Annotated in this window: 13 protein-coding genes; 6 read left to right on the top strand and 7 right to left on the bottom strand. The window is 52.5% G+C overall.

The window, feature by feature from the left end; all coding sequences use genetic code 11:
• Window positions 1-3 precede the first annotated feature (3 nt).
• The 6 genes from rimP to SynSYN20_RS11890 all read right to left on the bottom strand — a co-directional run bounded on the left by rimP (window position 4) and on the right by SynSYN20_RS11890 (window position 3,889).
• Window positions 4-471, bottom strand: coding sequence for a ribosome maturation factor RimP (rimP, locus tag SynSYN20_RS11915; RefSeq protein WP_186523832.1), 468 nt, complete (start codon window positions 469-471; stop codon window positions 4-6).
• Between the two features lie 113 nt (window positions 472-584).
• Window positions 585-1,094 (bottom strand): hypothetical protein, encoded by a 510-nt coding sequence (locus SynSYN20_RS11910; protein WP_186523831.1) that lies wholly within the window; start codon window positions 1,092-1,094, stop codon window positions 585-587.
• 17 nt (window positions 1,095-1,111) lie between these two features.
• On the bottom strand, window positions 1,112-2,260 hold the full coding sequence (grrM, locus tag SynSYN20_RS11905; RefSeq protein WP_186523830.1) for a cyclophane-forming radical SAM/SPASM peptide maturase GrrM/OscB: 1,149 nt from the start codon (window positions 2,258-2,260) through the stop codon (window positions 1,112-1,114).
• Window positions 2,257-2,571, bottom strand: coding sequence for a GrrA/OscA1 family cyclophane-containing rSAM-modified RiPP (gene grrA, locus SynSYN20_RS11900; RefSeq protein ID WP_186523829.1), 315 nt, complete (start codon window positions 2,569-2,571; stop codon window positions 2,257-2,259). Before grrA ends, grrM begins: the two co-directional genes overlap by 4 nt.
• A gap of 38 nt (window positions 2,572-2,609) precedes the next feature.
• Window positions 2,610-3,527, bottom strand: coding sequence for an extracellular substrate binding-like orphan protein GrrP (gene grrP / locus SynSYN20_RS11895; protein WP_186523828.1), 918 nt, complete (start codon window positions 3,525-3,527; stop codon window positions 2,610-2,612).
• Window positions 3,528-3,616: 89 nt separating this feature from the next.
• Window positions 3,617-3,889 (bottom strand): hypothetical protein, encoded by a 273-nt coding sequence (locus SynSYN20_RS11890; RefSeq protein WP_186523827.1) that lies wholly within the window; start codon window positions 3,887-3,889, stop codon window positions 3,617-3,619.
• 141 nt (window positions 3,890-4,030) lie between these two features.
• Between SynSYN20_RS11890 and SynSYN20_RS11885 the strand changes: the two genes are divergently transcribed.
• Both SynSYN20_RS11885 and rpiA read left to right on the top strand, forming a co-directional pair.
• Window positions 4,031-5,161 (top strand): trypsin-like peptidase domain-containing protein, encoded by a 1,131-nt coding sequence (locus SynSYN20_RS11885; RefSeq protein WP_186525632.1) that lies wholly within the window; start codon window positions 4,031-4,033, stop codon window positions 5,159-5,161.
• 37 nt (window positions 5,162-5,198) lie between these two features.
• Window positions 5,199-5,915 carry a ribose-5-phosphate isomerase RpiA gene (gene rpiA, locus SynSYN20_RS11880; RefSeq protein WP_186523826.1) on the top strand — a complete coding sequence of 239 codons (717 nt, stop codon included), beginning with the start codon at window positions 5,199-5,201 and terminating at the stop codon, window positions 5,913-5,915.
• 6 nt (window positions 5,916-5,921) lie between these two features.
• Here the strand turns inward: rpiA and hisD are convergent, their stop codons facing one another.
• Window positions 5,922-7,205, bottom strand: coding sequence for a histidinol dehydrogenase (gene hisD, locus SynSYN20_RS11875; protein WP_186525631.1), 1,284 nt, complete (start codon window positions 7,203-7,205; stop codon window positions 5,922-5,924).
• Between the two features lie 147 nt (window positions 7,206-7,352).
• On the opposite strand from hisD, the gene rpsT reads away from it, so the two are divergent.
• From rpsT to SynSYN20_RS11855, 4 genes are all read left to right on the top strand, one after another.
• Window positions 7,353-7,652: a 30S ribosomal protein S20 gene (gene rpsT, locus SynSYN20_RS11870; RefSeq protein ID WP_186525630.1), complete on the top strand. Its 300-nt coding sequence runs from the start codon at window positions 7,353-7,355 to the stop codon at window positions 7,650-7,652.
• Between the two features lie 49 nt (window positions 7,653-7,701).
• Window positions 7,702-8,487: a TatD family hydrolase gene (locus SynSYN20_RS11865; RefSeq protein WP_186523825.1), complete on the top strand. Its 786-nt coding sequence runs from the start codon at window positions 7,702-7,704 to the stop codon at window positions 8,485-8,487.
• Between the two features lie 272 nt (window positions 8,488-8,759).
• Window positions 8,760-12,053, top strand: coding sequence for a DNA-directed RNA polymerase subunit beta (gene rpoB / locus SynSYN20_RS11860; RefSeq protein ID WP_186523824.1), 3,294 nt, complete (start codon window positions 8,760-8,762; stop codon window positions 12,051-12,053).
• Window positions 12,054-12,100: 47 nt separating this feature from the next.
• The gene (locus SynSYN20_RS11855) at window positions 12,101-14,005 is read left to right on the top strand and encodes a DNA-directed RNA polymerase subunit gamma (RefSeq protein WP_186523823.1); all 1,905 of its coding nucleotides are present in this window, start codon (window positions 12,101-12,103) and stop codon (window positions 14,003-14,005) included.
• The last annotated feature ends 18 nt before the right edge of the window (window positions 14,006-14,023 follow it).

Here is a 14,023-nt window from a genome sequence, read left to right as displayed (position 1 = left end):
GGGTCAGCCTGTTGGACTGGTGAGCTCAACAGAAACAACGGAGTCCCGCGGGATCTGTTTGATTCGCCCGTGAATACTGAGCTTGATGTGATCTTCCGTTCGCTCTAAAAGGGTTCCGGAGTGCCTTTGTTGCGTCCCTTCAGTGTCACGTTGAATCACGTCGACCGGATAGCGACGAAAAGTCTGGAAATCGCGATCCGATTGAAGATGTTCTCCGATCCCTGGGCTGCTGATCTCAAGGACATAAGCCTCGGTGAGAAGAGCAGAATTCTCCAGGGCTTGTCCCATCGGTGCACTGAAACCGGCGCAATCATCCAAAGTCACATCGTCTCCGCTGGGACGGCGAATTTGGATCTGCACCGTCATCGGTTGCATGTGGGCTAGGGCCTGCAAATCAGCCAGCTCAAACCCATGGTCTAGGGCTGTGGCAGACGCCAATTCCTTTAGATCAGGGAGTAAGGGATGGGGCAAGAACAATCGGAAGGTTGTCGGGCACCGGCCCGATGGTTGATACAGCGATCACCCTCCCGGAGAGAGGAACTCACCAGGCCAATCAAAAATATAGTTGATTGGCCTTTCGCGGTTCAGTCGCAACCTTGTACCGAAATGCGGTAGCTGAATCCCGTTGCTCCAGGATCGTTGCCAGCACCAATTTTGAAGTTCACTTGGCTGACAGCTTTCCCTTGAGGAGTCTGGAATGGACCGAACTGAGCTCCAGTTCCCGTAGGTGGCTTCATGAATTCGTTGACAACTCTTAAATTGCTGCCGTCTGAAAATTTCAGAAAGGCTTCGATTGGATAGGACCCTGGGTTGCTATCTGTTGAGTCTGCCGTGAAGAAGAGTTTGTAAGAGGCAAAAGGTTGGTTCACGACAAAGTCGGTATTCCAGTTCGTACGGCCTATCAATGCCTTGTTGCGTTGAACTCTCTTTTTGACGATGTAGGGCTTAGGACCGTCGCCATTTCCGCCGATTGGCATCAAAAAGGTGCAACCCGCTTGAGCTACGGGCGCGTGAGCAAAAATCAGCGATGAGCAAGCTGCAACCACCCCAAAAGTGGTGGCCAATCGAAAATCTTTAAGCGCAAGTGAAGGCATGTTTGTTGTTGAAAATGTTAGGGCGTTTTTACACCCTTGTCTTCAATTTGTTCGAGAAGAACGTTGACAGGAATTTGGGTTGAAAAGCGGCAGGCACAAGTTTCACTGGAAGCCAAAGTTCCATGCTCCCAGTATTTGTTGCTTCCAGTACCGCCTCCGCAAAATCCGTAGTAGTCGCATTGATCACGGCAAAGCGATGTGCCAATTGTCATGTCTTGAAGCAATTGGCGAAACGTCTCAGTCTCAGCAGCACCGATAAGAGATTGATCACGAATATTTCCTAAATTAAATAACCCATACTTTTTTGTTTCAACGGAGAGCAATTCAGGGTCAAACGTGGAAAAATTGCCAGCTGAGTCCACACTCAAGATCGAGTATGGGCGATTCATTTCGTTTTGAAGCAGTCTTTGCCCGCCAGCCATCATTTCAGTGATTTGATCAAATTCACGCAGGCGAATTGGAAATCCGTCTCTTTGATTGCACTGCCAAAAGCACTTTAAGAAGTTGTGATATTGCTTTTCTCGGTTTAGTCCCTGCATGGATGAGCTTGCGTTGACGCCCTCCTGCTCTTCCACGTTGAAGCCGAGATCATGAATCCCATTGTCACGGAAAAAGGAATACATCCTCTCTGGATCTTCCATTGCCGCACTCGTGAGTACGGCGATCGCATGGATGGGAATCGCGTGATCTTGAAGTTTTCGAATACCACGCATTGTTAGAGCATGAGAGCCACTCCCATTGCGAAAACGGCGATGGGAATCATGGATCTCTTCTGGTCCATCAACGCTGACTCCAACAACAATTTGATTGCGCTTAAAGCATTCACACCAGGCGTCGTTAATCAACGTGGCATTGGTTTGCACATGCTGCTCAATCTGAACCCCTTGCTCCTGCAGCTCAGCTGTTTGCTCACGCACGATGGCACTGGCCTCGTCGTAAAAACTGCAGGGCAACGTGAGCGGTTCACCTGCATGCCAAAGGATTGAAAGATGAGGGCCCCAGAAGGGGCTCTCGTACACCCTGTTCAGCAACACAGGTAATTGGTTGAGATCAAAGATCCTTCGTTTTTGGCGATCAGGCAGGTAGCAGTAACTGCAATCAAGATTGCAGAGTGATGTGGCCTGAATCACCAAGAGGCCGATAGGTCCGTAATCAGCGTGGTTCACCAATTGGCGAAACCTGCGCGATAGCCATTGGCGAAGCCGCGGCCGCCGCCATTGCCAAAGGCGCGTCCACGGCCACCACCGTTGCCGAAGGCGCGGCCGTTGCCGTTGCCCCAAGCTCTGGCAATGGTCTGGCCCTCTTTGTGATCACTGGCCCCTAATCGCGCCCAAGCGTCACTCGAGAGCTTCTCAATGCGCTGCTCTAGAGCATTTCCTAGATCGGGCTCGCTGAGGACAGCTGAGTGTGATGCGTCGGTCAAGACAGTGCTTGAGGCGAGGATTGCAGCGATGCTCAGCAGAGTTGTTTTTTTCATGAAAGAAGTGAAATTTGAATGGTTTTGAGGAATAAAGCTCAGGAGCCTTTTGATAATTCAGCTGTCGTAGCGAGCACGATGGTGAAGAAATCGCCAATCATGTTTTCGCTGAGTCCAACTTGACTATCGGGACCAATCCACTTGTTGACGGCTGTGCGTACGTCCTTGTTGTCGTCCACATAGGCGGTCAGCATCCGACCGATGGCCAAGTTGCTGTAATTCAGAAGGTGAGGGGTGGTGTCTGCGACAACACAGCCCACGCTGGATCGTGCATAAGGGAATGTGGGGACGAGATCAGCATCCGGAGCTGTGGCTGCTCGACTTGCTTTCAGCCAGAGAGTGTCTCCACCAAGGAATTCAACTGTTCCGTCTTTCAGGCCTGCGAGAGCTTCTGTGGGAGTAGAGAAGAATTGAAATTGGGCTTCATCTACCGATTTGGCTAACACTGCTGCTGCAGCCGTGTCTTTTACGACGCCAATTGTTTTTCCCTTGAGACTCTCTGGTGTTCCATCATTCCCCTTGGGTGCCAGTAGACGCACGCCACTTGTTGCAAAGGGCAAGCTGTAAGTCAGCGTTCTTTGTCTCTCCCAAGTAAAGGCAACCCCACAGGCGATATCAGCTTCTCCGGAACGAATTTTGTTCAGTCCATCCTGGGCAGACTTGATCGAAACAGGCTCGATCACGATGTCGTCGGACTTGTTTTCGGTCGCTGATTTCAGCTGATCGCGGATGGCATTAAGCACCACGAAAGAAAGACCTTCGTACTTGCCATCTTTTTCATCAACCATGGGGAGCACATCGTCAACGACGACTGCTCTGAGCTTTCCTGTCTCAAACACGTTGCCCGTCTGACCTGACGCTCCACTCCCGTTTGTAGGAGCTGACTTTTGGCAAGCCACAAGGCCCACCGAAGTGAGGGCGATCAGGCCAGTAGCGGCCGCTTTAAGCAAGCGCATGATTGATCGTTGATGTCGTACCTAACGGTAGTAATAGACACGAATTTGGGACCTGTGCCAGTCCAGGATTGGAAAATGCACGATCGGGATCAGTTTTCGGCCTGAGTGCCTCCGACTTCAACAGGGGCGACGTCTTCGTAGCGATCACCAGGCTTCTCGGTGCCGCGTTGGGATGCGTCTTGATTGATGCAAGCAGCCTTCTGCTCACCTGTTTTTAGGTACTGACACACGCGAGCCCAAAGTTTGCTGCGACTCCCGGTGGCACCACGACTGAACAAAACCTCGTCGCCTTGATCAGCGTTTTCATTGATCTCGATCTGACAGAGCTCGCATCGAAGTTGTGCTTTTGATGACACGGTCATGGCTCTGCAGTGAAGAAAGAGTTGAACAAACTAATGCCGTGCTTCTTTTTCAAAGAAGTTGCATGGTGAGCGTGCGACGTTCACAAGAGTGGGGCCACTAGCGTGACGATTCTTAAGTATTCACGATCCTTGGCCGCCGGCATGAAGGTTTTGCAAATCATTCGCTGTTGTTGCCTGACAGCCCTGTTGGTCATCTCTTGCTTTGGAAGCCTTCCTGTTCAAGCTGCTGATCTGTCGTTTACAGCCGGTGGCCATAGCTTTGTTGCTAACGCCGTCCGCGAGGTGGCGCCGTCGGTTGTACGGATTGACACCGAGCGTTTGATCGAGCGGCAGCCGTTTGATCCGAATTTGATCGATCCCCTCCTGCGTGATCTCCTGGGAGAACCGGGCTATGGGATCGGCCCTGAGCGACAAAGGGGGCAGGGGTCAGGGGTTGTGATCGATGGGCGTGGTCTGGTTTTGACGAATGCCCACGTTGTTGATCAAGTCACCACTGTGAATGTGACGTTGTCTGATGGGGAACAGAGAGATGGGGAAGTGATTGGACAAGATCCGGTCACCGATCTCGCGCTGGTCAAATTGTCCGGACGAGCCCTGCCCTCACCTGCAACGTTGGGCGACTCCGAGGCCTTGGAGGTGGGTGATTGGGCGATTGCGTTAGGCACTCCCTACGGCTTGGAGCGAACGGTCACGTTGGGGATTGTCAGCAGTCTTCATCGCAATATCAGCAGCCTTGGCTTTTCCGACAAGCGGCTGGATCTGATCCAGACCGATGCCGCCATTAATCCTGGTAATTCAGGCGGGCCGCTTGTGAATGCTTCCGGTGAAGTAATTGGGATCAACACGCTGGTCCGCTCTGGACCAGGCGCCGGATTGGGTTTCGCGATCCCGATCAATTTGGCTTCCCGAGTTGCTGATCAACTCCAAAAGGATGGTGAGGTTGTACATCCCTACTTGGGAGTTCAACTTGTTCCTCTTACGGCTCGGATTGCGCGAGAACACAATCGTGACCCCAACGCTCTCGTTGAATTGCCGGAACGCTCCGGAGCGTTGGTTCAATCGGTTCTGCCCGATAGCCCTGCTCAACGTGCAGGATTACGGCGCGGTGATCTCATTGTTCAAGCTGGCGACGACACCATTCGAGATCCTCAGGATTTGTTGAAACAGGTCGACCAAGCTGAAATCGACCAGCCGTTGCTGTTGCAGATTCTTCGCAGCGGGGGAGATCTGCAGCTGTCGGTGAAACCGGCTCCTTTGCCAGGAATGAGCTGAGAGCTCTTGCTACGGTCTCGCCCTCAGCAGTTGATCGATGTCGGATCTCCAAACTCAAATGAAGCAAGCCGTCGCGGAGGCGGCTGTTGCCCAGATTCGTGACGGCATGGTCGTGGGCCTCGGCTCTGGGTCCACTGCAGCTTTGATGATTCAAGGCCTCGGGGCACGACTGGCAGCAGGTCAGCTTCACGACATTGTCGGTGTGACTACCTCGTTTCAAGGAGAAGTTCTTGCCGCTGAGTTGGGGATTCCCTTGCGTGCTTTGAACGCCATTGATCGCATCGATTTGGCGATCGACGGTGCTGATGAAGTGGATCCTTCCTTTCAGTTAATTAAGGGTGGTGGTGCCTGCCATGTGCAAGAAAAGCTTGTTGCTGACCGAGCAGAACGCTTCATCGTTGTGGTTGATTCCACAAAGCTTGTTCAGCGTCTAAACCTCGACTTTTTATTACCGGTTGAAGTGCTTCCTGGCGCATGGGTGCAAGTTCAATCCCGTTTGAAATCAATGGGAGGAGTTGCAGAACTCCGCATGGCAACCCGTAAAGCAGGGCCTGTGGTGACCGACCAGGGCAATCTTGTTCTGGATGTGCGATTTGAGGCTGGAATCTCTGATCCGATTGCCCTTGAGCGTGACATCAACAATCTTCCAGGTGTTTTGGAGAACGGCCTCTTCGTCAACCTTGCTGACGAAGTTCTCGTTGGTGAAATCAACGATGGCGTTGCTGGAGTGCGCAGCTTGGAGCGTGTGGGTTAACGCCCGTCACTGAAGACGGATCCGTACCGAATTGGCGTGGCTGTGGAGACCTTCGCTCATAGCCAAGGTCTCTACAGCCACTCCGGTTGCATCAAGGGCTTCCTTGTTGAACTCGATGAGCGAGGTGTGACTCATGAACGTCTCAACACTGAGCGCACCACTAAATCGAGCGGCGCCACAGGTGGGAAGTGTGTGATTGGGACCGGCTAAATAATCTCCGACTGCTTCCGGGCTCCATGGGCCAATAAAAATGGCACCTGCGTGGTTAATGCGGTCAGCCATCATTCTTGGTCGCTCCACAAGGAGTTCTAAATGCTCAGGAGCGAAGCGATCGCTGAGGCTTGCGCACTGCTCAAGGCTGTTGCAAGTCACAATCAACCCCCATTGATTTAAAGATTGCCTGCAAATGTTTTCGCGTGGATGGGACGCAAGTTGACGTTCAATCTCTACGGGAACAGATCGAGAGAGCTCCTCTTCCGTGGTGAGCAAGATGGCTGCAGCAAGTGGGTCATGTTCTGCCTGAGCTAGGAGGTCAGCCGCCACCTGCTCTGGCTTGGCTGTTTGGTCGGCGATCACCAGGACTTCACTTGGGCCTGCCAGAGAATCAATTCCCACCTGCCCATAAACCGATTTTTTGGCCAAGGTCACAAAAAGATTTCCTGGACCACTGATGACATCAACCTTTTGGATGGTTTCTGTTCCATAAGCAAGCGCTGCGATTGCTTGTGCACCGCCCACTCGATACACCTCGCGGATCCCAGCAATGTGAGCTGCTGCAAGAACAGTGGTGTTAATCAATCCGTTCGCCCCAGCAGGGGTGACCATCGCAATTCGCTTCACGCCCGCAGCTTTTGCAGGCACAGCATTCATCAAAACTGTGCTGGGGTATGCAGCTCTGCCCCCGGGGATGTAAAGACCGGCTGCCTCAACCGGGCGCCATCGCCGCCCGAGCTGTTCCCCGTGAATTCCGGAAACACTGAGGTCAGAGGGACGTTGTCGCTGATGAAAATCTTGGATTCGTCGGTGCGCGAGATCCAAGGCGTCGCGAAGGTTGGCAGGCGTGTCGATCCAGGCTTGTTCCAGCAGGCCTGGATCGATGCGCAGAGGTTCCGGACGGAAGCCGTCAAATTGCTCTGTGAGGATGATGAGCGCTTGATCCCCATCCCTCCTGACCTGCTCCAAAATCTCTTGAACCCGTTGCTCCGCTTCGCGCTGGGTTGCTCCGGTGGCTCTGGTTGCAATCCGATCAAGTTCTTGTTCGGCTTGCGTAGCGGTGCTGATGCAGCGCATGAGACCGGCAGGCGGATGCTCATTGCTCAGCACTGTCATCACCTGTTCGTTGTTCTTGATCAAACTAAGTGGCCCATGAACCATGTGCTCGATGATTGGAGGCGCGGTGGGTTATGGTCACAGATTGTTGAACTGAAATCCGGCTCTGTGGCCAATAACAAGTCATCGAAAAAGCGCGTCGAGATCGGCGAGCGCAATCGCTTACAGAACAAAGCGTATAAATCAGCGCTGCGTACCCTCATGAAGCGCTGTTTCACTGCATGCAGTGCCTACAGCGAGACCCCAGGTGAAGAGGCTAAAACCACGCTGACAGCCAGCATGAACGCTGCTTTTAGTAAAATCGATAAAGCGGTTAAGCGCGGAGTGATGCACCGCAACACCGGAGATCATCAAAAGTCTCGTCTGAGCGCTGCTGTGAAGAGCGCTATCGAGCCAAGCGTTAGCTGACTCTCCCCGGCACAATTGGGCCTGAAGGCGCGTTTCAGGTCCTGATCTGATGTCCATTCCAACCCTGATCGACAGTCACTGTCACATCGTCTTCCGCACGTTTGAGGACGATCTTGATGAGGTTGCTTCTCGATGGCGAGAAGCTGGTGTCGCATCATTGCTACACGCCTGCGTTGAGCCTTCGGAGATTCCGGCGATTCGAGCTTTGGCCGACCGTTTCCCTGAAATGCGTTACTCCGTCGGAGTTCATCCGCTTGATACGGAGCATTGGGCTACCGATACTGTTGATGTCTTACGCGCCGCAGCCAAAGACGACTCCCGTGTCGTGGCCATTGGTGAGCTTGGTCTCGATCTGTTTCGAGATAAAAACCTGGATCAGCAGCTGTCTGTGTTGAAGCCTCAACTAGATCTCGCTGTGGAGCTTGATCTGCCTGTGATTGTTCACTGCCGTGATGCTGCTGAACCGATGCTGGCTGAACTCCGTGAGAGACAACTCAGGGGCACGTGCCCACGGGGCGTGATGCATTGCTGGGGCGGGACTCCCTCGGAAATGGCAGCTTTTCTCCAATTTGGTTTTTACATCAGTTTCAGTGGAACAGTGACCTTCCCGAAAGCCGTTGATACGCATATCTGCGCCAAAGACGTACCGCAAGATCGATTTCTTGTTGAGACCGATTGCCCATTTCTTGCCCCAGTTCCCAGGCGCGGCAAGAGAAATGAACCTGCTTTTGTGGCATCAGTTGCCGAACGCGTGGCCGAGCTGAGGGGGCAGACCGTGATGGAAGTGGCTGATGCCAGCACCGCCAATGCCAGAAGCTTGTTCGCGCTTCCCTGACAAAGGCTCCATCGGGGTAGGCATGAAAGTGTACGATGTTCAATCGGCCTGGCCAAAATGCAGATTCTGTGTTTTCGGCCCCAGAAGCGTCCATTTCCTTCCGGTTCATTGACGACGTCATCTGTTCAGACCAAAAACCTCTAAAGCCATGGAGTACGGCAGTCATTCCTTGATTGGGATGACTGCCTCTTCTTGTGGTGACGAGATTTTGATTTTGAGTATCTGACGATCCTTCAGGCCTTTGTTCCCACTTTTCAACTGCAGGTCTCCGCATGAGCAGCAGCGCGATTCAAGTCGCCAAGACCGTCACCTATCTGCCCGATTTGGTGGAGGTGCAGCGGGCAAGTTTTAAGTGGTTTCTGGATAAGGGCCTTATCGAGGAGCTGGAGAGCTTCTCACCCATTACGGATTACACCGGCAAGTTGGAGCTGCACTTCGTAGGAAGTGAGTATCGCCTTAAGCGGCCTCGGCACGATGTGGAAGAAGCAAAACGTCGTGATGCGACTTTTGCATCGCAGATGTATGTGACTTGCCGTTTGGTTAATAAAGAAACCGGCGAGATCAAAGAACAGGAAGTTTTTATTGGAGAACTTCCATTAATGACTGAACGTGGAACGTTCATCATTAATGGTGCCGAACGGGTCATTGTTAACCAGATTGTTCGTAGCCCAGGTGTTTATTTTAAGGATGAGCAGGATAAGAACGGTCGTCGTACTTATAATGCAAGCGTGATTCCCAATCGTGGGGCTTGGTTGAAGTTTGAGACGGATAAAAATGATCTTCTGCATGTTCGTGTTGATAAAACACGCAAAATTAATGCCCACGTTTTAATGCGTGCGATGGGATTATCCGACAACGATGTTGTCGATAAGCTCAGGCATCCCGAGTACTACAAAAAATCGATCGAAGCCGCGAACGACGAGGGCATTAGCTCCGAGGATCAAGCGCTTCTTGAGCTGTATAAAAAGTTGCGTCCAGGGGAACCACCCTCTGTGAGCGGTGGCCAGCAGCTACTGCAAACCCGATTTTTTGACCCCAAGCGTTACGACCTTGGACGTGTTGGTCGTTACAAGATCAACAAAAAGCTGCGGCTCACGATTCCCGATTCGGTTCGCACCCTCACCCACGAGGATGTTCTGTCGACCCTCGATTACCTCATCAATCTTGAGCTTGATGTGGGTGGCGCAAGCCTTGATGACATCGATCACCTCGGTAATCGACGCGTTCGCTCTGTTGGCGAGCTTCTTCAGAACCAGGTTCGCGTTGGCTTAAATCGCCTTGAGCGGATTATCAAGGAGCGGATGACAGTTGGTGAAACCGACTCACTCACCCCCGCTCAATTGGTGAATCCCAAGCCACTTGTGGCGGCGATTAAAGAGTTCTTCGGCTCCAGTCAGCTGAGCCAGTTCATGGATCAGACGAATCCTCTGGCTGAGCTCACGCACAAGCGCAGGATTTCTGCTCTTGGTCCAGGCGGCCTCACCCGAGAACGCGCAGGCTTTGCTGTGCGAGATATTCATCCTTCTCATTACGGACGTCTTTGTCCGATTGAAACTCCAGAAGGCCCGAACGCTGGTCTCATTAACTCTCTGGCCACCCATGCCCGAGTGAATGAATATGGCTTCATCGAAACTCCGTTCTGGAGAGTCGAGAACGGAGTCGTTCAAAAGAGCGGAGATCCGATCTACCTCTCTGCTGATCTTGAAGATGAGTGTCGTGTCGCTCCTGGTGACGTTGCGACAGATGCCGATGGTCAAATCTTGGCTGAGCTCATCCCCGTTCGTTACAGGCAGGACTTCGAAAAAGTTCCTCCTGAGCAGGTCGATTATGTGCAGTTGTCACCGGTGCAGGTGATTTCGGTGGCGACGTCACTGATTCCTTTCCTGGAACATGACGATGCCAACCGTGCCTTGATGGGGTCCAACATGCAGCGTCAGGCGGTGCCTTTGCTCCGTCCAGAGCGACCTCTTGTTGGTACTGGCCTGGAAACTCAGGTTGCCCGTGACTCAGGAATGGTCCCAATCTCGCGAGTGAATGGGTCGGTTACCTTCGTTGATGCAACTGCAATCGTGGTGCGTGATGAAGAGGGCTACGACCACACGCATTTTCTGCAGAAATATCAGCGCTCCAATCAAGACACCTGCTTAAACCAGCGCCCCATCGTTCGACAGGGTGATCCGGTCATTATCGGTCAGGTTCTTGCCGATGGTTCAGCATGTGAAGGCGGAGAGATTGCTCTTGGCCAGAATGTCCTGATCGCTTATATGCCCTGGGAGGGATATAACTATGAGGATGCGATCCTTGTCAGTGAGCGATTGGTAAATGATGATCTTTATACTTCCGTTCATATCGAGAAGTATGAGATTGAGGCTCGTCAGACCAAATTGGGTCCTGAAGAGATCACCCGTGAAATCCCCAATGTTGCGGAAGAAAGTCTCGGCAATCTCGATGAGATGGGGATTATTCGTATCGGCGCCTTTGTGGAAAGTGGAGACATCCTTGTCGGCAAAGTGACGCCGAAAGGTGAATCTGATCAACCACCTGAAGAGAAACTGCTGCGTGCGATTTTCGGGGAAAAAGCTCGTGATGTTCGTGATAACTCTTTGCGCGTTCCCAGCACTGAACGCGGTCGTGTTGTTGACGTAAGGATCTATACCCGTGAACAGGGAGATGAATTACCCCCTGGTGCCAACATGGTGGTGCGGGTCTATGTTGCCCAGCGTCGCAAAATTCAGGTTGGCGACAAAATGGCTGGTCGTCACGGCAACAAAGGCATCATCAGCCGCATTCTTCCCCGTGAAGATATGCCCTACTTGCCGGATGGCACCCCAGTGGACATCTGTCTGAATCCTTTGGGAGTACCGAGCCGTATGAATGTGGGGCAGGTGTTTGAGCTGCTGATGGGTTGGGCTGCTCACAACCTCGATTGCCGCGTGAAAATTGTTCCCTTCGACGAGATGTATGGCGCTGAGAAGTCTCAACAGACTGTTCAGGCGTACCTCAAGGAAGCGGCGAGTCAGCCAGGAAAAGATTGGATCTTCAACCCGGAAAATCCAGGAAAACTCTTGCTGAGAGATGGACGGACCGGTGAACCCTTTGACCAACCTGTAGCGGTTGGATATTCCCATTTCCTCAAGCTCGTCCACCTGGTGGACGACAAAATTCATGCCCGCTCTACCGGCCCTTACTCCTTGGTGACTCAGCAGCCATTGGGTGGTAAGGCCCAGCAAGGCGGCCAGCGTTTGGGTGAAATGGAGGTGTGGGCGCTCGAGGCCTATGGCGCCGCCTACACGTTGCAGGAACTGCTCACGGTCAAGTCGGACGATATGCAGGGACGCAACGAAGCTCTCAACGCCATCGTGAAAGGCAAGCCGATCCCACGTCCCGGTACACCCGAGTCCTTCAAGGTGCTGATGCGCGAACTCCAGTCTCTTGGCTTGGATATCGCTGTGTTCACCGATGAGGGCAAGGAAGTGGATCTCATGCAAGACGTGAATCCACGCCGCAGTACCCCAAGCAGGCCCACATATGAATCCTTAGGCGTCGCGGATTACGACGAGGACTGACGGATCAACGAACGAAACGACACAACCGCCTTTTTTCTTAAACGCCAATGACCAACAGCAATCTGCGTACAGAGAACCACTTCGACTACGTCAAAATCACACTCGCATCACCCGATCGGGTCATGGAGTGGGGTCAGCGCACCTTGCCGAATGGACAGGTGGTTGGAGAAGTGACCAAGCCTGAAACCATCAACTACCGCACGCTCAAGCCGGAGATGGATGGCTTGTTCTGCGAAAAGATCTTTGGTCCCTCCAAGGATTGGGAATGCCATTGCGGTAAGTACAAGCGAGTCCGTCACCGCGGCATCGTTTGTGAGCGCTGTGGCGTTGAGGTCACAGAGAGTCGGGTGCGACGTCACCGCATGGGCTTCATTAAGTTGGCGGCCCCCGTCTCTCATGTTTGGTACCTGAAAGGGATCCCAAGTTATGTGGCCATCCTTTTGGATATGCCTCTGCGGGATGTTGAGCAGATTGTTTATTTCAACTGTTATGTGGTGCTGGATGCTGGCGATCACAAAGATCTGAAGTACAAGCAGTTGCTTACGGAAGATGAGTGGCTTGAAATCGAAGATGAGATTTATGCAGAAGATTCGGAAATTGAGAACGAACCCGTCGTTGGGATTGGTGCCGAGGCGCTGAAGCAGCTGCTTGAAGATCTTCAACTCAATGCTTTAGCGGAGCAATTACGTGAGGAGATTGCTGGTAGTAAGGGACAGAAACGCGCCAAGTTGATTAAGCGCCTTCGTGTAATTGATAACTTTATTGCCACCAACGCTCGCCCTGAGTGGATGGTGTTGGATGCCATTCCTGTTATTCCACCAGATCTGCGCCCGATGGTGCAGCTGGATGGTGGTCGTTTTGCGACCTCTGACCTTAATGATCTCTATCGACGGGTTATTAATCGCAATAATCGTCTAGCCCGCCTTCAGGAAATCCTTGCCCCGGAGATCATTGTTCGCAATGAAAAGCGGATGCTTCAAGAAGCGGTTGATGCCTTAATTGATAACGGTCGACGTGGTCGAACTGTTGTTGGAGCTAATAATCGCCCGCTTAAGTCATTAAGCGACATTATCGAAGGTAAGCAGGGTCGTTTCCGCCAAAACTTGCTTGGCAAGCGTGTGGATTATTCCGGTCGTTCCGTCATCGTGGTGGGACCCAAGCTGAAGATGCACCAGTGTGGTTTGCCTAAAGAGATGGCAATCGAGCTCTTCCAGCCGTTTGTGATTCATCGCCTGATTCGTCAAAACATCGTTAACAACATCAAGGCAGCGAAAAAGCTGATTCAGCGCGCTGACGATGAAGTGATGCAGGTTCTTCAGGAGGTGATCGACGGTCACCCAATCATGCTGAACCGAGCTCCCACGCTCCACCGCTTAGGAATTCAAGCTTTTGAACCCAAATTGGTGGATGGCAGAGCGATCCAACTTCACCCCCTCGTTTGTCCCGCGTTCAACGCTGACTTTGATGGAGACCAGATGGCCGTTCACGTGCCACTCGCTATCGAAGCACAAACGGAAGCCCGCATGTTGATGTTGGCGAGCAACAACATTCTGTCTCCAGCCACTGGTGATCCGATCATCACGCCATCCCAAGACATGGTGCTTGGTTCTTATTACTTAACGGCTCTGCAGCCCCACATGCATCCGATTGAGTTTGGTGATCGCTCTCGCACCTACTCCAGTCTTGAAGATGTGATTCATGCCTATGAAGACAATCGAATCACCTTGCATGACTGGGTTTGGGTTCGGTTTAACGGTGAGGTTGATGACGAAGACGAGCGTGAAGAGCCCATCAAAAGCGAAACTCTCAGTGATGGCACTCGTTTTGAACAATGGACGTATCGCCGTGACCGCTTTGACGAAGACGGCGCTTTGATCAGCCGTTACATCCTGACGACCGTTGGACGTGTGGTGATGAATTACACGATCATCGACGCGGTGGCAGCCACCTGAAGCCCCTCTCACAAAGCC

The sequence above is a fragment of the Synechococcus sp. SYN20 genome (assembly GCF_014279555.1).
Classification (GTDB): Bacteria; Cyanobacteriota; Cyanobacteriia; order PCC-6307; family Cyanobiaceae; genus Synechococcus_C.
Note: the sequence above shows the minus strand (reverse complement) of the source record. Positions and strands in the feature narration are given on the sequence as shown.